General features: G+C 57.6%; 15 protein-coding genes. 7 read left to right on the top strand and 8 right to left on the bottom strand.

The window, feature by feature from the left end; genetic code table 11:
• Window positions 1-99: 99 nt before the first annotated feature.
• The 5 genes from ERD80_RS11155 (at window position 100) to pdeR (ending at window position 9,149) form a co-directional block, all read left to right on the top strand.
• Window positions 100-2,409 (top strand): FdhF/YdeP family oxidoreductase, encoded by a 2,310-nt coding sequence (locus tag ERD80_RS11155; protein ID WP_136546940.1) that lies wholly within the window; start codon window positions 100-102, stop codon window positions 2,407-2,409.
• Between the two features lie 126 nt (window positions 2,410-2,535).
• A complete protein-coding gene (locus tag ERD80_RS11150) occupies window positions 2,536-4,470 on the top strand; it encodes an exoribonuclease II (protein WP_136546938.1) in 1,935 nt (644 codons plus the stop codon).
• A 184-nt stretch (window positions 4,471-4,654) separates the two neighbouring features.
• Window positions 4,655-6,721, top strand: coding sequence for a carbon starvation CstA family protein (locus tag ERD80_RS11145; RefSeq protein WP_136546936.1), 2,067 nt, complete (start codon window positions 4,655-4,657; stop codon window positions 6,719-6,721).
• Complete coding sequence (locus tag ERD80_RS11140; protein WP_021505956.1) at window positions 6,714-7,010, top strand: CstA-like transporter-associated (seleno)protein; 297 nt, start codon at window positions 6,714-6,716, stop codon at window positions 7,008-7,010. The genes ERD80_RS11145 and ERD80_RS11140 overlap by 8 nt, the downstream gene beginning before the upstream one ends.
• 153 nt (window positions 7,011-7,163) lie before the next feature.
• Window positions 7,164-9,149 carry a cyclic di-GMP phosphodiesterase gene (pdeR, locus tag ERD80_RS11135; protein ID WP_058758614.1) on the top strand — a complete coding sequence of 662 codons (1,986 nt, stop codon included), beginning with the start codon at window positions 7,164-7,166 and terminating at the stop codon, window positions 9,147-9,149.
• Between the two features lie 15 nt (window positions 9,150-9,164).
• Here pdeR and ERD80_RS11130 read toward each other — a convergent pair whose 3' ends face one another.
• Together ERD80_RS11130 and araD are read right to left on the bottom strand one after the other, a co-directional pair.
• Window positions 9,165-10,031: a crotonase/enoyl-CoA hydratase family protein gene (locus ERD80_RS11130; RefSeq protein ID WP_021505954.1), complete on the bottom strand. Its 867-nt coding sequence runs from the start codon at window positions 10,029-10,031 to the stop codon at window positions 9,165-9,167.
• Between the two features lie 293 nt (window positions 10,032-10,324).
• Window positions 10,325-11,023, bottom strand: a complete 699-nt coding sequence (gene araD, locus ERD80_RS11125) for an L-ribulose-5-phosphate 4-epimerase (protein ID WP_021505953.1) — start codon at window positions 11,021-11,023, stop codon at window positions 10,325-10,327.
• 383 nt (window positions 11,024-11,406) lie between these two features.
• Here araD and osmB point away from each other — a divergent pair, with 383 nt between their 5' ends.
• Entirely contained in the window at window positions 11,407-11,622 is a 216-nt protein-coding gene (gene osmB / locus ERD80_RS11120) for an osmotically-inducible lipoprotein OsmB (protein ID WP_031279061.1), read from the top strand.
• 69 nt (window positions 11,623-11,691) lie between these two features.
• Here osmB and yciH read toward each other — a convergent pair whose 3' ends face one another.
• From yciH to pgpB, 5 genes are all read right to left on the bottom strand, one after another.
• Entirely contained in the window at window positions 11,692-12,015 is a 324-nt protein-coding gene (yciH, locus tag ERD80_RS11115; RefSeq protein WP_104092986.1) for a stress response translation initiation inhibitor YciH, read from the bottom strand.
• Window positions 12,015-12,722 (bottom strand): orotidine-5'-phosphate decarboxylase, encoded by a 708-nt coding sequence (pyrF, locus tag ERD80_RS11110; RefSeq protein ID WP_136546934.1) that lies wholly within the window; start codon window positions 12,720-12,722, stop codon window positions 12,015-12,017. The genes yciH and pyrF overlap by 1 nt, the downstream gene beginning before the upstream one ends.
• Window positions 12,723-12,927: 205 nt before the next feature.
• Window positions 12,928-14,097 carry a lipopolysaccharide assembly protein LapB gene (gene lapB, locus ERD80_RS11105; RefSeq protein WP_058758617.1) on the bottom strand — a complete coding sequence of 390 codons (1,170 nt, stop codon included), beginning with the start codon at window positions 14,095-14,097 and terminating at the stop codon, window positions 12,928-12,930.
• A 6-nt stretch (window positions 14,098-14,103) separates the two neighbouring features.
• Window positions 14,104-14,409, bottom strand: coding sequence for a LapA family protein (locus tag ERD80_RS11100; protein ID WP_136546933.1), 306 nt, complete (start codon window positions 14,407-14,409; stop codon window positions 14,104-14,106).
• Window positions 14,410-14,535: 126 nt separating this feature from the next.
• Window positions 14,536-15,300 (bottom strand): phosphatidylglycerophosphatase B, encoded by a 765-nt coding sequence (gene pgpB / locus ERD80_RS11095; protein WP_021505947.1) that lies wholly within the window; start codon window positions 15,298-15,300, stop codon window positions 14,536-14,538.
• 230 nt (window positions 15,301-15,530) lie between these two features.
• Here pgpB and ribA point away from each other — a divergent pair, with 230 nt between their 5' ends.
• Window positions 15,531-16,124, top strand: coding sequence for a GTP cyclohydrolase II (gene ribA / locus ERD80_RS11090; RefSeq protein ID WP_136546931.1), 594 nt, complete (start codon window positions 15,531-15,533; stop codon window positions 16,122-16,124).
• Between the two features lie 71 nt (window positions 16,125-16,195).
• Here ribA and acnA read toward each other — a convergent pair whose 3' ends face one another.
• On the bottom strand, window positions 16,196-18,877 hold the full coding sequence (gene acnA / locus ERD80_RS11085; protein ID WP_058774628.1) for an aconitate hydratase AcnA: 2,682 nt from the start codon (window positions 18,875-18,877) through the stop codon (window positions 16,196-16,198).
• Between the last annotated feature and the right edge of the window lie 357 nt (window positions 18,878-19,234).

Below are 19,234 nucleotides of genomic sequence, written 5' to 3'. Positions count from 1 at the left end.
AGTCAATCAATTAGACAACTTTTGCCGTCAGTCGCACACTTCTCACCAACAGAAGTCATATTCTGATAACAATTCATAAACAATAAGCCTGCGACTATCATGAAATTTAAACGTAAGATTCAGCCCTATCGCGCCGCTGCGGGCGGCTGGGGCTCGCTGGAAGCCACCACCCGTTTTGTCCTTGACAGTAAAGCCGCCCTGAAAAACATGCGTAACCTAATGCGCATGAACAAAGCGCGCGGCTTTGACTGCCCGGGCTGTGCCTGGGGCGATGATAACAAAAGCACCTTCAGCTTCTGCGAAAACGGCGCGAAAGCCGTGACCTGGGAAGCGACACGCCGCGTCGTCGAGCCAGAATTTTTTGCCCAGCACAGCGTCAGCACCCTGTATCAGCAGAGCGACTATTTCCTTGAGTATCAGGGCCGTCTGACCCACCCGATGCGCTACAACAGCGCGACCGATCACTATGAACCGATTAGCTGGGATGACGCCTTTGCGCTGATCGCGCAGCATTTGCAGGCGATGGATCATCCGGATCAGCTGGAGCTGTACACTTCCGGTCGCGCCAGCAATGAAGCCTCGTGGCTGTACCAGCTGTTTGGCCGCGTGCTGGGCACCAACAATTTCCCTGACTGCTCCAACATGTGCCACGAAGCCAGCGGCACCGGACTGAAACGCAGCATTGGCGTCGGTAAAGGCACCATTCGTCTGGACGATTTCGACCACGCTGATGCGATTTTTGTCTTTGGCCAGAACCCCGGCACCAACCATCCGCGCATGCTGCACAGCCTGCGTCACGCCGCCGATCACGGCGCCAGAATCGTCACCTTTAATACCCTGCGTGAGCGCGGCCTGGAACGTTTTGCCGATCCGCAGAAGCCGCTGGAAGTGGTGACGTCGATGGCCGGCAACATCAGCTCCGCCTATTATCAGCCCAACCTCGGCGGCGATATGGCGGCGGTGCGCGGCATGGTTAAAGCGCTACTGGAAGAGCAGCGTAAACGGCTGGCCGCCGGTGAAAAAGGCATTTTCGATCAGGCCTTTATTGACGCCAACACCCAGGGCGTTGAGCAGTATCTGTCGGCTGTCGACGAGACCCGCTGGGAGCAGATCGTGCAGCAGTCGGGCCTGAGCGAAGCGCAGATTCGCGAAGCCGCCGCCATTTACCAGAGCGCCGAACGGGTGATCATCACCTGGGCGATGGGCATCACTCAGCACAAACACTCGGTCGATACGGTTCGGGAAATCGTTAACCTGCAGCTGCTGTTTGGCCAGCTCGGCAAACAGGGCGCGGGCCTGTGTCCGGTGCGCGGCCACAGTAACGTGCAGGGCAACCGCACCATGGGCATCGACGAGAAACCGTCGAAAGCGTTCCTCGATGCGCTGGGCGCGCATTTTGCTTTTGAACCGCCGCGCGAGCACGGTCATAACACGGTTGAAGCGCTCAACGCCATGCTGCGTGATGAAGTCAAAGTGCTGATTGCGCTGGGCGGTAACCTCGCCGCGGCGGCGCCGGACTCACCGGTTACCGAAGAAGCGCTGCAGCACTGTGGTCTGACGGTACACATCAGCACCAAGCTGAACCGCAGCCATCTGGTACCGGGCCACGAAGGCCTGATTCTGCCGACGCTGGGCCGTACCGAGCGCGATCGCCAGGCCAGCGGCAACCAGTTCATCACCGTAGAAGATTCGTTTAGCATGGTGCATGCCTCAGAAGGTGTCGGCATTCCGCTGGCGGAAACGCAGCGTTCGGAAACAGCCATTGTGGCCGGTATCGCGCACGCCACGCTGGGCAGTGACCACATCGACTGGCTCGGCATGGCCGCTGACTATAACGTCATTCGCGATCACATTGCGGCGACCATCCCCGGCTTCGCTGATTTTAACCGTCAGTGTGATATTCCCGGCGGCTTTTACCTCGGTAACGCTGCCGCGGAACTGCGTTTCAATACGCCATCGCGTCAGGCAGAATTCAGCGCGGCGGCACTGCCGACCTCGCTGTTCCCGCAGCTGGGCAATGACGTTGAAGTGCCATTCACGTTGCAGACGCTGCGCTCGCATGACCAGTACAACACCACCATTTACGGCCTGGATGACCGCTATCGCGGCGTGTACGGTCAGCGTGAAGTGGTGTTTATCCACCCGGACGACATGGTGTCCCTCGGTTTCAGCGAAGGGCAGCTGGTTGACATTGAAACCCTGTGGAATGACGGTCTGACGCGTCGCGTCAGCGGCTTTAAGCTGGTGCCGTATAATATTCCGCGCGGTAACCTCGCCGCCTACTATCCGGAGACCAATCCGCTGGTACCGCTCTCCAGCTACGGTGACGGCAGCGGTACGCCCACCTCCAAATCGGTACCGGTGAAGCTGGCGCTGACCGCCGCCGCGCCCACCCAGCGTATCGCCTGAGTTCTGTGCGTTACCAGAAAGTAAAAAGCCGCGTAAAGCGGCTTTTTCGCCTGTTTTAGCCTTGCCGCGCGGACCTGATTCGCGTAAAACTGTCCACCGCTCTTAGGCCACGAAACTAAATATATTATGTTCCAGGATAACCCGCTGCTCGCGCAGCTGAAAGAGAAGCTTCACGCGCAGACCCCGCGCGCCGAAGGTGTTGTGAAAGGCACGGAAAAAGGCTTTGGCTTCCTCGAAGTTGACGCTCAGAAAAGCTACTTCATTCCCCCTCCGCAGATGAAGAAAGTGATGCACGGCGACCGCATTTCCGCCGTGATCCACACTGATAAAGACCGCGAGAGCGCGGAGCCGGAAACCCTGATTGAGCCGTTCCTGACGCGCTTTGTCGGCCGCGTGCAGAAAAAAGATGACCGCCTGTCTATCGTGCCGGATCATCCGCTGCTGAAAGACGCGATTCAGTGCCGTGCGGTGCGTGGCCTGACCCACGATTTCCAGAACGGTGACTGGGCCGTGGCAGAGATGCGCCGCCATCCGCTGAAAGGCGATCGCGGTTTCTATGCCGAACTGACCGAATTTGTTGTCACCGCGGACGATCACCTCGCACCGTGGTGGGTCACGCTGTCGCGCCACAATCTGGAGCGCGAAGCGCCGGAAGTGGGCTTTGGCGAGATGCTGGACGAACAGCTGCAGCGTGAAGATCTCACCGCGCTGAACTTTGTCACCATCGACAGCGCCAGCACCGAAGATATGGACGATGCGCTGTATGTTGAAGAGCTGGCAGAAGGTAAGCTGGCGCTGACCATCGCTATTGCCGACCCGACCGCTTACGTTGCTGCCGGCAGCGAACTCGACCAACTGGCCTCCAGACGCGCCTTCACCAATTATCTGCCGGGCTTTAATATCCCGATGCTGCCGCGCGAACTGTCAGATGATGTCTGCTCGCTGCGCCCTAACGTCAGGCGTCCGGCGCTGGTGTGTCGCGTTACTGTGCTGCCGGATGGCAGCCTGGCTGACGATGCCCACTTCTTTGCCGCGTGGATCGAATCCAAAGCCAAGCTGGTGTACGACGAAGTGTCGGACTGGCTGGAGAACAGCGGCAGCTGGCAGCCGGAAAATGACACCATCGCGCAGCAGATTCGCCTGCTGCATCGCCTGTGCCTGGCGCGCGGCGAGTGGCGTCAGACGCACGCGCTGGTGTTTAAAGATCGCCCTGACTACCGCTTCGTGCTGGGTGTGAAAGGCGAAGTGCTGGATATTATTGCGGAACCGCGCCGCATCGCTAACCGCATCGTGGAAGAAGCGATGATCCTCGCTAACGTCTGCGCCGCTAAAGTGCTGCAGGAGAAGCTTGGCTTCGGTATCTACAACCTGCACACCGGTTTCGACCAGGCGAACGCGGAACAGGCGGCTGGCGTGCTGGCTGGTCACGGTATCACGGTTGATCCGCAGGCGATTACTACGCTGGAAGGCTTCCGTCAGCTGCGTCGTCAGCTTGATGCGCAGCCAACCCAGTATCTCGACAGCCGCATTCGTCGTTTCCAGAGTTTCGCCGAAATCAGCACCGAACCGGGCCCGCACTTTGGCCTCGGCCTCGACGCCTACGCGACCTGGACGTCACCGATTCGTAAATTCGGCGATATGATCAACCATCGTCTGCTGAAGGCTATCGTGCGCGGCGAAAGCATTGCGCGGCCACATGATGATGTGACCCTGATCATGAGTGAGCGTCGCCGTCTCAACCGCATGGCCGAGCGCGATGTCGGTGACTGGCTGTACGCGCGCTTCCTCGCGCCGTTTGCCGGCACTGACCGCAAATTCAGCGCGGAGATCATCGACGTTTCGCGCGGCGGCATGCGCGTGCGCCTGCTGGAGAACGGTGCGGTCGCCTTTATCCCTGCCCCGTTCATTCACGCCGTACGTGACGAACTGGTGTGCTCGCAGGAGAGCGGCACCGTGCAGATCAAAGGTGAAGTGGCCTACCGCGTGACCGATGTGATTGATGTGACCATCGCCGAAGTGCGCATGGAAACACGCAGCGTGGTGGCCCGTCCGGCCGCCTGAGCATGAAATCGTGCGGGATAACAGCCGTTATCCCGCATTTTTCCCCGCCCGCCTGAGCAGTTGTTAAATTTGTTTCCCGCTTCACACTTCTGATCCAATCCCCTGTCGTTAACAATTCATTACATTACTTTTAACTTGTTGTATTCCGATCGCCTTTTTCCCGGTCCCTACAAGGAGTTAACTCATGAACAACGTCAGAACCGGATTGATCTGGTTAGCGGTGGCGTTAATTGGTGCGGCTGCGTTCGCCATGCTGGCGCTCAGTCGCGGCGAGCACGTTAATGCCGTCTGGCTGGTGATCGCCTCCGTCGCCTGCTATAGCATCGCGTATCGCTTCTACAGCCTGTTTATCGCCAGGCGCATTTTTGAGCTGGACGACCGGCGCCGCACGCCGGCAGAGCGCTTCAATGACGGGCTGGACTATGTTCCCACCAACAAATGGGTGCTGTTTGGTCACCACTTTGCCGCCATCGCCGGTGCCGGTCCGCTGGTCGGGCCGATCCTGGCGGCGCAGATGGGTTTTCTGCCCGGCACCATCTGGATTCTGGTCGGCGTGATGCTGGCCGGCGCGGTGCAGGATTTTCTGGTGCTGTTTATCTCCACGCGCCGCGACGGTCGTTCGCTGGGTGAGATGGCGCGCCAGGAACTGGGCTCGTTCGCCGGCGTGGTTACCATGCTCGGTGCGCTCGGTGTGATGATCATTATCCTCTCCGCGCTGGCGCTGGTGGTGGTGAAAGCGCTGGCTAACAGTCCGTGGGGGCTATTTACCATCGCCGCCACCATTCCGATTGCCCTGTTCATGGGCGTGTATATGCGCTTTCTGCGTCCGGGTAAAATCGCCGAAGTGTCGATCATCGGCTTTGTGCTGATGATGGCGGCGATCATTTACGGCGGTGACGTGGCGGCCGATCCGTACTGGGGACCGATTTTTACCCTGAAAGGCACCGAGCTGACGTGGGTGCTGGTGATCTACGGTTTTGTTGCCTCGTCGCTGCCGGTGTGGCTGCTGCTGGCGCCGCGTGATTACCTTTCCACTTTCCTGAAAATCGGCGTGATCATTGGGCTGGCGGTGGGCATTCTGTTCGCCATGCCGGAACTGAAGATGCCGGCGGTGACGCGCTTTATCGACGGCACGGGGCCGGTGTTCTCCGGCGCGCTGTTCCCGTTCCTGTTTATCACCATTGCCTGCGGCGCGATCTCCGGCTTCCACGCGCTGGTGTCGAGCGGTACGACGCCAAAACTGGTGGAGCGCGAAAGCCATATTCGCTTTATCGGCTATGGCGCCATGCTGATGGAGTCCTTTGTGGCGATCATGGCGCTGATTTGTGCCTCGGTGCTCGAACCGGGCGTCTACTTTGCCATGAACTCACCGGCGGCGCTGATTGGCACCACGGTGGAGAATGCGTCTCAGGTAATTAACGGCTGGGGCTTTGTGGTGACGCCGGAGATGCTGAGCGGTATCGCCGGCGAAGTGGGCGAAAGCACCATTCTCTCCCGCGCCGGTGGTGCACCGACGTTTGCCGTCGGGATGGCGCATATCATCACCGAGGTGTTTAACAGCCGTGCAATGATGGCGTTCTGGTATCACTTCGCCATTCTGTTTGAGGCGCTGTTTATCCTCACCGCCGTGGATGCCGGTACCCGCGCCTGCCGTTTTATGGTGCAGGATCTGGTCGGGACCGTGGTGCCTTCGCTGGCTAACAATCGCTCGTGGCTCGGAAACATGGCCGGTACCACCGTGGCAGTGGCCGGCTGGGGGTTCTTCGTGTACCAGGGCGTGGTCGATCCGCTCGGCGGCATCAACACCCTGTGGCCACTGTTTGGCATCGGTAACCAGATGCTGGCGTCGATGGCGCTGATTCTCGGTACCGTGGTGCTGTTCAAAATGAAAAAGCAGCGTTATGCCTGGGTGACGATTGTGCCCACCGCCTGGCTGTTTATCACCTCCATGACCGCCGGCTGGCAGAAAATTTTCCATGAAAAACCGTCAATTGGTTTCCTCGCGCAGGCCAGTAAGTTCCGTAAAGGTCTCGATGAGGGCGTGATTATCGCACCGGCGAAAACCGTGGCCGACATGCAAACCATCGTGTTCAGCAACCAGATCAACGCGGCGCTGTGCGGCTTTTTCATGCTGGTCGCAGTTACCATGCTGATTGCGGCGTTCTTCGTGATCCGGCGCGCGCTGCGCAGTTCAGTGCCGACCACCCATGAGTCGGACGTGTCACTGCGTCAGGAGGTGCGAAATGTCTGAGGCCATTTTACGCTGGAAAAAGCCGCACGCGGGCTGGCAAATTCAGCAGTGCTTACCGCTCGCTGCACGCGCCCCTGCCGCGCCGTGCTCACGCTGGCAGCGTCTGTGGCAGGGATTACAGCAGAGCTTCCGGTTAATGGTGGGCGTGCACGACTATCAAACTTATCTGAAGCATATGCGCGAAAAACATCCGGAACAGCCCCCGATGGATGAGCGCGCCTTCCATCGTTACTGCCTGGAGGCGCGTTTTCCCAGCCAGGCGGGCAAACTCGGCAAGTGCCCGTGCTAACCTTTCAGCCCCGGAATCCGGGGCTTTTTCGTGCCATTCTTTAATAAAAACAAAAATATATTCAGTTTGCATCTTGTGCTGGCGCAGGAGGTTGAATACTGTTGCTAAAATAATGAGATACCCCTGCTGCGCATTCCTCCGGAGGAAGTTTCCATGACCGATGAACAAGGGCAAACGTTGCTATATACCTTGTTTGGCACAACCAGCCCTCATTGGCGTTTAACTTCAGATAGCGATGCGCTGCATTTTGCCGAAGATGAAAATGCCAATACCAATATGGCGGTGCCCCTGACGCCGGCTCAGGCCAGTCTGCTGCGTGCCATGACGGTAATTACTTCCAGCATCAACCTGACCCTTTCACTGCATGGCTCGCCGGTGCCGATGCACTTTGTCGGCCGTAAAGTGAATCAGTCCACCTGGGCCGGTACCGCATCCGCCTGGGGCGATACCTCGTCGGTGGCGCGCGATTTAACCCTTGGCCTCTCCTTCGCCGAACAGGTGGTGTCAGAAGCGAATTCGGTGATCGTCATCCTCGATCAGCGCGGCAACATTCAGCGTTTTAACCGCCTGAGCGAAGAGTACACCGGCCTGAAAGAGCAGGAAGTAATTGGCCGCAATGTGTTTCAGCTGTTTATGACCAAACAGGAAGCGCAGGCGTCGCGCCGCAATATCGCCGGCTTCTTTCGCGACGGTAACTCCTACGAAGTGGAGCGCTGGGTTAAAACCCGAAAAGGTCAGCGACTGTTTCTGTTTCGTAATAAGTTCGTCCACAGCGGTAGCGGAAAAAATGAAATTTTCCTCATCTGTTCCGGAACCGACATCACAGAAGAGCGTCGGGCGCAGGAGCGCTTACGCGTTATGGCCAATACCGACACGGTGACGGGCCTGCCGAATCGCAACGCTATCCATCAGCAAATTAGCCTGGCACTGGAGCTGGCTAACGGCAGCCAGACCGGCGTGGTTTACCTCGATCTCGACAATTTCAAGAAGGTAAACGATGCCTACGGCCATATGTTTGGCGACCAGCTGCTGCAGGCGGTGTCGCTGGCGATCCTTAGCTGTCTCGGCAAGGACCAGACGCTGGCGCGCCTCGGCGGTGATGAATTTGTGGTGCTGGCTGAGCACACCAGTCAGGCGGCGCTGGAGGCGATGGCCTCACGCATTCTGGAGCGGCTGCGTCAGCCGTTCCGTATCGGGCTGATCGAAGTCTACAGCGGCTGCTCGATTGGTATCGCCCTCGCCCCGCTGCATGGTGAAGATCGCGAAAGTCTGATTCGTAACGCCGATACCGCGATGTACCACGCTAAAGAGAACGGGCGCGGCAAATTCTGCGTGTTCGCCAGCGAGATGAACCAGCGCGTATTTGAATATCTGTGGCTGGATACCAATCTGCGCAAAGCGCTGGAGCAGGATCATCTGGTGGTGCACTATCAGCCGAAAATCGATCGCGACGGCGAAGTGCGCAGTGCCGAGGCGCTGGTGCGCTGGAATTCACCTGAACGCGGCCTGGTGCCGCCTGGCGATTTCATCTCTTACGCGGAAGAGTCCGGACTGATTGTGCCGCTCGGGCGCTGGGTGATGCTGAACGTGCTGCAGCAAATCGTTAAATGGCGCAGCGAAGGCATTTACCTGCGCGTCGCAGTGAACGTTTCCGCCAAACAGCTGATCGACCAGAGCATCTACAGCGACCTGAAACAGGCGCTGAGCGAAGCGGGCATCAGCGAGTGTCCGATAGACATCGAGCTGACGGAAAGCTGCCTGATCGAGAACGAGGCCGGTGCGCTGAAGCTGATGAAACAGTTTCAGGAGTTAGGCGCACAGGTGCATCTGGATGATTTCGGCACGGGCTACTCTTCGCTTTCCCAGCTGGCGCGCGTGCCGATCGATGCGATTAAGCTGGATCAAAGTTTTGTGCGCAATATCAACAAGCAACCGGTATCGCAGTCGCTGGTGCGCGCGATCGTTGCCGTGGCGAAAGCCCTGGATTTACAGGTCATTGCCGAAGGCATCGAAACCAAAGCCGAAGAGAAGTTTGTGCTGACCAACGGTGTCGATGGGCGTCAGGGTTATTATTATGCGAAACCAATGCCCGCAGAGCAGCTCGGGCATTGGCTGGCTAAGCATCCTGCCCGCGTTTAACGTCTTAGCGTACTGCTAACCGGCTTTGCGCAGTGATGCGCTGTGACGATTTTGCAGCTGTACCAGACGTTCCATGTAGGCAATATCTTTCGGTTCCAGCGTGAAAGCATAGTCGACCCAATCCTCAGTAATATCCATCAGTTCTGCCCGTGACAGCTGCAGCACGCGCTGTCGCGCTTTCAGCATGGCACGGACTCCATTCAGTTTTGGCCGCAGCGTATCGATGAAGGTGCGCGTGGTGCGGTAGCTGTCACCGGGCTGGAACACTTTGTCGACCAGACCACGGGTTTCATACCACTCTGCGCTGTGCGACTCCCCTTCACAGATCAGCTCTTCGGCCAGCTTCATCCCGGAGCGGCGGGCCACCAGTGAGTAGCCGCCCATGCCGGGGAACAGGTTGAAGGCAATTTCCGGGAAGCCCATACGCGCACTGTTCTGCGCCAGAATGAAGTGGTGCGCCAGCGCTGCTTCAAAACCGCCGCCCAAGGCACTGCCCTCAATCATCGCCAGCGTCACTGCGCCGGTGTCAAACCCGCGGGCCGCCGAATGGATGCAATCAACACAGGCGCGGGCGTAGGCGCGCAGTGCTTCACGGCGGTTGTTGCGAATGCATTCGACAAAGAAACGCAAATCGCCCCCGGCGTTAAACATCTGCGGCACCAGCGATCCGGTCACCCAGAAATCAATCGGCAGACCGGATCGCTGGGCGGCGTAGCTCAGGTTCATGATCTCCTCGATTAATTCGTGGTTGAAACTGGGGCGCGGCTGAGCGCGCAGCATCATCCACATGGTGTGTCGGCCTTCCTCATAATAGGCGGCGAGCTGTGTGGTTTGGCCGACTTCGGTAAACAGGCGGCAGGTTGGTTGGTTAATTACTGTCATCGTCTCATCCTCTATTTATGTGATGCGTTAAACGCCACATCAGCGTAATGCAGAGTGAGGCCAGACCAAATGAGAGTTTGATTTATAACGTAAAATCCAGAGAGATCCCCGAGCCACTGCCTGAGGAAAGATTAGCGGGCTTACTTAATGACGGCGCAACAGCCAGCAAGCGCATAAAAACGCTTAACGCATGGTGAATAAACGACAGCATCCACAGTCCCCGTCTCGTCCGGGCACGCAATCCCCTTAAATAAAAAAGGCACCCGCCGGTGCCTTGAGAAAACATCACGCGCTCAGCCTTGCCCGTACCAGGCGTTCTTCCCGTGCTTGCGCAGATAGTGCAGGTCAAGCAGGGTCTGGGCGATAGGCGGCAGCTCGGCACGCAGCTGCTCGGTGTGCAGCGCCATGTAGGCCACCTCTTCCAGCACCACCGCACTGTGCACCGCGCTATGTGCATCTTTACCCCAGGCAAACGGCCCGTGGGAGTTCACCAGCGCAGCAGGAATCGCGCCGGGCTCAATGCCGCGCTGCGCAAAGGTTTCAATGATGACCTGGCCGGTGTGCCATTCATATTCCTGCTCAATCTCTGCCCGCTGCATGGCACGGGTGCAGGGAATGGTGCCATAAAAATCATCAGCGTGCGTGGTGCCCCACGCCGGAATGTCCCTGCCCGCCTGCGCCCAGATGGTGGCGTGGCGCGAATGGGTATGCACGATGCCGCCAATCTCCGGCCACGCCAGATACAGTGCGCGGTGTGTCGCGGTATCCGAGGATGGCCGCAACTGGCCCTCCACGACATTGCCGCTTTCCAGTTCGACCACCACCATGTCGTCGCGCTGCATCTGCTCATATTTAACGCCCGAGGGTTTGATCACCAGCAGCCCGCGCTCGCGGTCTACCGCGCTGACATTGCCCCACGTAAAGGTCACCAGGTTGTAACGCGGCAGGTCGAGATTGGCCTCCAGAACCTGCTGTTTCAGCGCTTCCAGCATTGTGTTTTCTCCGCCATACAGTCATCACTGAATTGTGCGGAGCCACCGGTAAAAACGTTATGGAGGGAATGGCTGGATTAGCAGCGGAAAGTGGCTAAAGCGGGCAAAGTGTGGGGTTTGATACGGGATCCGGATGCGGACACCACGTCGGGATTTCAGAGTTTTCTTTCTGCATACACATCCGCTTACGCCTAGAATTATCTCAAGCCTGCGGCGGTACCAAAATGGTCTTTGCCAGCAGCGTGAACAACGCGCGCAAAGGGCTGCGCGCCAGCGTGCAGGCTGAAGGAAAAGCACCGCCTGAGTGCATCGGGCGAACAACTTCAGGGCGTAACATCTATACTTAACGAGTTGCCTCTGAGCAAACCATCAAGGAGATGTCCATGACTACAACAATGAAACGCGTGACGGTTGCCGTGCTGGCAACGACGTTAGTGGTGGCCCTGAGCGGCTGTTCCAACTGGTCAAAACGTGACCGCAACACGGCGATTGGCGCCGGTGCCGGTGCTATTGGTGGATCGGTGCTCACCAACGGCAGCGCGCTGGGTACCGTCGGTGGCGCTGCGGTGGGCGGCATTATTGGCCATCAGGTTGATTAATAATAATATTGTAGTAGGCTACGCAGCGCATCTACGTCACATCGGGCCACCTTGCGTGGCCCGCTTTCATTAACCGCCCGCCAGTTTAACCTTCATGCCTTTGGCTTCCAGCAGCGTTTTAAGCAAATCGCGCTTATCGCCCTGAATCTCAATCACGCCCTCTTTCAGCGCCCCGCCGCAGCCGCACTTCTTCTTAAGCTCGGCCGCCAGCTTTGCCAGCGCGTCATCATCGAGATCGATGCCGGTAATCAGGCACACGCCTTTACCTTTACGCCCGCTGGTCTGGCGCTGAATGCGCACGATACCATCGCCTTTCGGTCGCTGCGGTTTCTCTTCAGTATGTGTAATACGGCCGGTTTCGGTGGAGTAAACCAGCGGATTGTCCTGAGCCATTAGCCCTCCTGTAAACTGTGCAGGATTTGCTGCAGCGTCTGCGCCGGGTCGGCAGATTGAGTGATAGGTCGCCCAATCACCATGTAATCCACACCGGCCTGTTGTGCCTGCTGCGGCGTCATGATGCGGCGCTGATCGCCGGCCTCGCTACCCGCCGGGCGAATACCCGGCGTGACCAGCGCGAAATCCTGCCCGATAACCTGTTTAAAGTGCGCGGCTTCCTGCGCCGAGCACACCACACCATCAAGGCCACATTCGCGCGTCAGCCGTGCCAGACGCTCAGCCTGCTGCGCCGGCGATAGGGTGATGCCAAGGCCTTTGAGATCGTCTTCGTCCATGCTGGTCAGCACCGTTACCGCAATCAGCAAGGGCGCATCACTGCCAAACGGCAGCAGCGCTTCGCGCGCCGCATTCATCATCCGCGCCCCGCCGCTGGCATGCACGTTGACCATCCACACGCCGAGATCTGCTGCCGCCGCGACCGCATGAGCCGTCGTGTTCGGGATGTCATGAAATTTGAGATCGAGGAATATCTCGAAACCGCGCGCCTGCAACGTCTTCACCAGCGATGGTCCAAACAGGGTAAACATCTCTTTACCCACTTTCAGACGGCACTGGCCCGGATCGATACGGTCAACGAACTGCAGTGCGCTATTGAGATCATGATAGTCGAGTGCCACCAGAATCGGTGAGTGAGTAACAGGCATAACGTTTCCTCAGAGGCTGGCACCCGCAGGCGCGATGGACAAACGGCAAGCATTCTACCCGTGCAACCCGGCCACGACAACGTTGCGACGGCGATTGCCTTGCTGTTTGACGAGGCGATGCACAGTGCTGAAGCGTGGATGATAATTTCTCTATAAGTATGTTGTAACTACTATGCGTTATGAATAATCACCGAACGCGGCCAGCTTACTGGCCGTCGAGTCCGCGAATCGGTTTAACGGAAGACCAGGCACGGCACGATGGGCAGTGCCAGTAGAGGGCGTGCGCGGTGAAGCCGCACTTCTGGCAGCGGTAGCGCGGTTTAGTACGAATCTGTTCGCCAACCATGTCGCGCAGCACCATCAGACTCTCTTTGGCGCGGCCATCTTCTGCCTCATGCAGGTGGAAATCCATCAGACGATGGAACACGCGCATGGTGGGATGACGCTGCAGCTGACGGTTAATGTAAAGCTGAGCCGCTTCCGGCCCCTGCTGCTGCTCCAGAATGTCCGCCAGATAGAGTTCCGCCGCGGCACCGGTGTTCTCTTCAACGCAGCGTTGCAGGAACTGCGCCCAGCTGTCAGGCTGCTCCAGTCGCTGATAGCAGGTTTCCAGCATCGGCAGCGTTTCGCTCACCAGTTCTTTGTCCTGCTCCAGCACGCGCTGCAGCCGCTGCGCCGCTTTCGCGTATTCGCCCTGCTCCATCAGAATACGTCCCATCATGATGGAAACGCGCGCGCTTTGGTGGTCGGCCGCTTCACCCTTTTTCAACAGGCTCATGGCACGATCGAGGTCATCACTGCTCAGCGCCTGTAGCGCCAGCTCGCAGTAGAAGTGGGCGATTTCGCCCTTTTGCTTATCTTTGCCGAGTTTTACCAGCCGCTCCGCCACCTCGATGGCTTTCTGCCAGTCGCTGGTCGCCTGATGAATCAGCAGTAGTTGCTGCAGCGCGCTGATGCGAAAATCGGTTTCATCGATCAGCTGACTGAACATGTCTTCGGCGCGATCGTACAAGCCGGCAGCCATATAATCGCGTCCCAGCTGCTGAATGGCCAGCAAACGCTGATCGTAGGTAAGCGACGCGCTTTCCATTAACGACTGGTGGATGCGGATGGCGCGGTCGACTTCGCCGCGCGAACGGAACAGGTTACCGAGCGTCAGGTGGGCTTCAACGGTACCGCTGTCCTCTTTCAACATATCGAGGAACAGATCGACCGCTTTATCCTGCTGATTAGAAAGAAGAAAGTTAACCCCTGCCACGTATTCGCGTGACAGACGGTTAGCTTCCTGTTGCTTATCCTGCTGCGCACTGCGGCGGCCCATATACCAGCCGTACGCCGCCGCGACAGGAAGAAGCAGAAACAGCAATTCAAGCATCGAACATTAATCCCGACGCACTGCAGTGGAGGTGCTATTTGCCGCAGCAGATTGTTCATTTTGCGCCTGCATACGTTTCAGTTTGCGCTGTGCATGCGCCAGCGAAACACGAATGCGCAGCCAGAACAGGCCACAGATCGCCCAGCCCAGCAAAAATCCGGCACCAAACAGGCAGGCCAGCAAGGTTGAAATGCGGAATTCGCCCTGCGCCAGCAGATAGTTGAAGGTGACAATCTGGTCATTATGCGCTCCGAGCGTGACGGAGATGATGAAAATGACCAAAACCACGAGAAAAATCAGCAAATATTTCACAATGCGTCCTGTCGTGAGGTTATCCGGTAGAGTATGCCAAAAAAGTGCCGCCGTTGCTGCTTATCCGCGCAGCAGTTAGTGCCCTTTCTGCAAGTACAATCAATCATATGGGGGCAAAGGGAGAAATTACAATCCGTCATCGCGCCCGGCAATCTCACGCTGCTCTTCCGGCGGCACGCTGAGCGGGCCACAAAAGCGCTGCGCCAGCCAGGTTGCCAGCGTCACCAGCAGCCACGAGATCAGCGTCGCGACCACCAGATCGCGCGGCCAGTGCATGCCCAGTACCAGCCGGCTGCCCATGACCAGCGTAGCCCAGACAAACAGCACTACCACCGTGACAACATGCCGGCGCGGCCATAACAGGCCAATCACCAGCAGCGCCCAGCTGGCGGCAAACATGGTGTGGCCAGACGGAAAAGCAAAGCCCGTCTCAAACGCCCAGTGATTTTTTAACCAGGCGGGCAGCTTTGTGTCATTGGCGAGCAAGGCGGATACCATTTCGCCGCGCTGCTGCCGTTTCAGCTGATAAAACTGCTGTTCGTTGACGCCGTGGCTGTGCTCAAGCCAGACCACATACGGCCGCGGCTCCTGCACCTGCTCTTTAATAAAGGTCTTGGTCGACTGACCGGCGAGAATCGCGCCGTTCATGATAATCAACAACAGAATGGCCGGCCGGAGGCGAAAGCGCAGGCACCACAATACCCAGCCGCTCAGAATCAGGCTGGTCAGCGTGCCCCACGGACTGGTGACGGTTTCGGTGATCCAGAACAGCACGCGCAACAGATGCCCGCTCTCCCCCGGTTGCCACTGCCAGCCGGAAAGCCATACGCCCAGCGGCATCAGCAGTAATAAAAACGCACCCAGCGTGGTGCGTTGCACAATTTTTAACATCTCGTCCCTTTATTGTTTCACGACCTGACAGGCGTATTGCATAACTTTAGTTGAAAAAAGAATAACATACCCGTTGCGGCTTAGATAATTGTGCTTTATCACTACAATCACTCTGACTGATTAGCGGCCCTGGTTCAGGTTGTGGCACAATATCGGCAGTTTCATCGGGCCAGTCGGGCCCGTGCGTTATCATGATGATAGCGCATCCTCTGAAGGTTCTGGAGAGTCACATGCAGCTGAAACGGGTAGCAGAAGCCAAACTGCCCACGCCATGGGGAGATTTCCTGATGGTTGGTTTTGAAGAACTGGCAACCGGCCACGACCACGTCGCGCTGGTTTATGGTGATATTAGCGATCACAATCCGGTGCTGGCGCGCGTCCACTCCGAATGTCTCACCGGCGATGCGCTGTTCAGCCTGCGCTGCGACTGCGGCTTCCAGCTGGAAGCGGCGCTGACCGCCATTGCGGAAGAAGGACGCGGCGTGCTGCTGTACCATCGTCAGGAAGGCCGTAACATCGGGCTGCTGAACAAAATTCGCGCCTATGCGTTGCAGGACAAAGGCTACGACACGGTGGAAGCGAACCATCAGCTGGGGTTTGCCGCCGATGAGCGTGACTTCACCCTGTGCGCCGACATGTTTAAACTGCTGGGCATCAATGAAGTGCGTTTGCTGACCAACAATCCGCGCAAAGTGGAGATTTTGTCAGAAGCGGGCATCAATATTGTTGAGCGCGTGCCGCTGATCGTTGGCCGTAACCCGAAAAATGCGCACTATCTCGATACGAAAGCCCAGAAGATGGGACATCTGCTGCCGAAATCGTAACGCGGCGGTGCGCTCTCGCGTCATGCACTTTCTGCGTCAATAATAAAGCCGGGCATGCCCGGCTTTGTTTTTTAGTTGAGCATATTGCGTATCACATAATGCAGGATGCCGTCGTTCTGGTAATAGGTCAGCTCATTACCGGTATCGATACGACAACGAGTATCCAGCGTCTGCTGACTGCCGTCAGCCCGCGTCAGCGTCACCGGGACGCTGCAACCGGGCTGCAGCTGCGCCAGATTCGCCACGTCGATACGCTCTTCCCCGGTCAGCTGCAGCGTCTTACGCGTCACGCCCGCCGGGAACTCCAGCGGTAAAATGCCCATGCCGATCAGGTTAGAGCGGTGAATACGCTCGAACGATTCGGCAATCACCACGCGCACGCCCTGCAGACGCGGACCTTTCGCCGCCCAATCGCGGCTGGATCCGGAGCCGTACTCTTTCCCGGCGATCACTGCCAGCGGCACGCCCTCCTCCTGATACTTCATCGCCGCATCGTAGATAGCCAGCTGTTCCTGGCTCGGATAGTGCCGGGTATAACCGCCCTCGACGCCAGGCACCATTTCGTTGCGAATACGGATGTTGGCAAACGTACCGCGCATCATGACTTCGTGGTTGCCGCGTCGTGAACCATACGAGTTGAAGTCGTTACGCTCAACGCCGTGCGCCAGCAGATAACGCCCCGCCGGACTCTCCGCTTTAATGCTGCCAGCCGGGGAGATATGGTCGGTCGTCACCGAATCACCGAGCATCGCCAGGATGCGCGCGCCGTGAATGTCCTGCACCGGCTGCGGCGTTTTTTCCATATCGTCAAAGAACGGTGACAGACGAATATAGGTAGAGCCTTCGTCCCAGTCATAGGTGGCAGCTTCGCTGACTTTGATCTGCTGCCACTCGGGCGTGCCGTCGAACACCTCGGCATACTCTTTATGGAACATGTCGCTGGTAACTTTCTGCACCGATGCGGCAATCTCTTCCGGCGATGGCCAGATGTCCTTCAGATAGACGTCATTGCCCTGCTGATCCTGACCGATCGGGTCAGTCTGCAGGTTGATCTTCATATTACCCGCCAGCGCATACGCCACCACCAGCGGCGGAGACGCCAGCCAGTTGGTTTTCACCAGCGGATGGATGCGCCCTTCAAAGTTACGGTTGCCGGACAACACGGCACCCACCGTCAGATCGCCCTCTTTGATCGCGCTTTCGATCTCATCCGGCAGCGGGCCGGAGTTACCGATGCAGGTGGTGCAGCCGTAACCCACGAGGTTAAAGCCCAGCTCATCGAGGTACGGTGTCAGCTGCGCCACGGCGAGATAATCTGACACCACTTTTGATCCTGGTGCCAGCGAGGCTTTAACCCAGGGCTTGCGCATCAATCCACGCTCAACGGCTTTTTTCGCCAGCAGGCCAGCCGCCATCAGCACGCTGGGGTTGGAGGTGTTGGTACAGGACGTAATCGCCGAAATCACTACTGCCCCATCATCCAGCTGAATTGAGTCGCCGGTTTCGCTGTCCCGATAGCTGACGGTTTTGTGCGGCTTCTGCGCGTGATTCACTTCCAGCTCGTTGCTGGCATCAAACGCCGCCGGCACATCACCAAGTGATACGCGGTCCTGCGGACGTTTCGGACCGGCCAGGCTGGATTCGACCTCGGCCATATCCAGCGCCAGCGTGCTGGTGAAGATGGGCTCATCGCCCGGTTTACGCCACAGCCCCTGCTGTTTTGCATAGGCTTCCACCAGCTCAACCTGCTGCGCATCGCGCCCGGTGAGCGTCATGTAGCTGAGCGTTACTTCATCAATCGGGAAGAAACCGCAGGTTGCACCATATTCCGGCGCCATGTTGGCGATGGTTGCGCGATCCGCCAGCGGCAGATCGGCCAGTCCATCACCGTAGAATTCGACAAACTTACCGACCACTCCGTGCTTGCGCAGCATCTGCGTCACAGTTAATACCAGGTCGGTGGCGGTGATACCGGGGCGCAGTTTGCCGGTCAGCTTGAAACCCACCACATCGGGAATCAGCATTGAAACCGGCTGGCCCAGCATGGCGGCTTCAGCTTCAATGCCGCCTACGCCCCAGCCAAGCACACCCAGGGCGTTGATCATGGTGGTATGGGAATCGGTGCCGACCAGCGTATCCGGATAAGCCACTTCTTTGCCGTCCAGCGTTTCATGCCAGATGGCTTTACCAAGGTACTCCAGATTGACCTGATGACAGATACCGGTGCCCGGCGGCACGACGCGGAAACGGTTAAAGGCTTTTTGCCCCCAGCGCAGGAAAACATAGCGTTCGTGGTTGCGTTCCATCTCCAGGCGCACGTTTTCTTCAAATGCATCGTCATCGCCAAAATGGTCGACCGTGACCGAGTGGTCAATCACCAGATCGACCGGTGACAGCGGGTTAACTTTCGCCACATCACCGCCCAGCCGCTTAACGGCTTCACGCATCGCCGCAAGGTCAACCACGGCCGGTACACCGGTGAAATCCTGCATTAATACGCGCGCCGGACGATAAGCAATTTCGCGATCGGCATGTGCAGTTTGCTGCCACGCCACCAGCGCCTGAATATCTGCTGCCGTTACGGAATCTTCATCCTGCCAGCGCAGCAGGTTTTCCAGCAGAACCTTGAGGGATTTTGGTAAGCGATCGATGTCACCGACCTGCTGAGCGGCTTTCGGCAAGCTGTAGTAATGATATTTTTTTGCCCCTACTTCCAGCGCATCCTGACTCTGCTCACGTAACGTTAACGACATAACTCCTCCTTTTATGGGCTCTTCTGCTAAACCTCAGAGAGTGCAAGGTTTAGCTTAAAGATAGACCACATTTTCGTTAACGTTTTGATAACAACACGAATTGACACACAAAACCGCAACGAAAAATGCCCTGACTAATGTCAGGGCATTCAGAAAGCGTTAACTGGCAGGATTAGCGAATTACAGGACGGCCCAGACGGCCGCAGCCCAAAAGGCCATTGAGAAGGCATAAACGCTGAGCCATGAAAAAGTTGTGGTATTCATCTGTCACTCCTCCCGGATCGCGGGCAACAAAAAGCCATCGTCTTCAGCGTTGTACTGATGACACCGTTTTTTTAGATGCTGAGTGTTAAAGGA

Origin of the sequence: Pantoea sp. R102, from assembly GCF_004916815.1 — a bacterium.
Lineage (GTDB): Bacteria > Pseudomonadota > Gammaproteobacteria > Enterobacterales > Enterobacteriaceae > Pantoea > Pantoea dispersa.
The sequence above is the reverse complement of the archived record's forward strand: the minus strand, read 5'-3'. Positions and strand labels throughout refer to the sequence as shown.

What these genes read in the sequence shown, in the direction of transcription:
- ERD80_RS11155 (WP_136546940.1), top strand. Translation starts at nt 100, where the DNA reads ATGAAATTTAAACGTAAGATTCAGCCCTATCGCGCCGCTGCGGGCGGC.
- ERD80_RS11150 (WP_136546938.1), top strand. Translation starts at nt 2,536, where the DNA reads ATGTTCCAGGATAACCCGCTGCTCGCGCAGCTGAAAGAGAAGCTTCAC.
- ERD80_RS11145 (WP_136546936.1), top strand. Translation starts at nt 4,655, where the DNA reads ATGAACAACGTCAGAACCGGATTGATCTGGTTAGCGGTGGCGTTAATT.
- ERD80_RS11140 (WP_021505956.1), top strand. Translation starts at nt 6,714, where the DNA reads ATGTCTGAGGCCATTTTACGCTGGAAAAAGCCGCACGCGGGCTGGCAA.
- pdeR (WP_058758614.1), top strand. Translation starts at nt 7,164, where the DNA reads ATGACCGATGAACAAGGGCAAACGTTGCTATATACCTTGTTTGGCACA.
- ERD80_RS11130 (WP_021505954.1), bottom strand. Translation starts at nt 10,031, where the DNA reads ATGACAGTAATTAACCAACCAACCTGCCGCCTGTTTACCGAAGTCGGC.
- araD (WP_021505953.1), bottom strand. Translation starts at nt 11,023, where the DNA reads ATGCTGGAAGCGCTGAAACAGCAGGTTCTGGAGGCCAATCTCGACCTG.
- osmB (WP_031279061.1), top strand. Translation starts at nt 11,407, where the DNA reads ATGACTACAACAATGAAACGCGTGACGGTTGCCGTGCTGGCAACGACG.
- yciH (WP_104092986.1), bottom strand. Translation starts at nt 12,015, where the DNA reads ATGGCTCAGGACAATCCGCTGGTTTACTCCACCGAAACCGGCCGTATT.
- pyrF (WP_136546934.1), bottom strand. Translation starts at nt 12,722, where the DNA reads ATGCCTGTTACTCACTCACCGATTCTGGTGGCACTCGACTATCATGAT.
- lapB (WP_058758617.1), bottom strand. Translation starts at nt 14,097, where the DNA reads ATGCTTGAATTGCTGTTTCTGCTTCTTCCTGTCGCGGCGGCGTACGGC.
- pgpB (WP_021505947.1), bottom strand. Translation starts at nt 15,300, where the DNA reads ATGTTAAAAATTGTGCAACGCACCACGCTGGGTGCGTTTTTATTACTG.
- ribA (WP_136546931.1), top strand. Translation starts at nt 15,531, where the DNA reads ATGCAGCTGAAACGGGTAGCAGAAGCCAAACTGCCCACGCCATGGGGA.
- acnA (WP_058774628.1), bottom strand. Translation starts at nt 18,877, where the DNA reads ATGTCGTTAACGTTACGTGAGCAGAGTCAGGATGCGCTGGAAGTAGGG.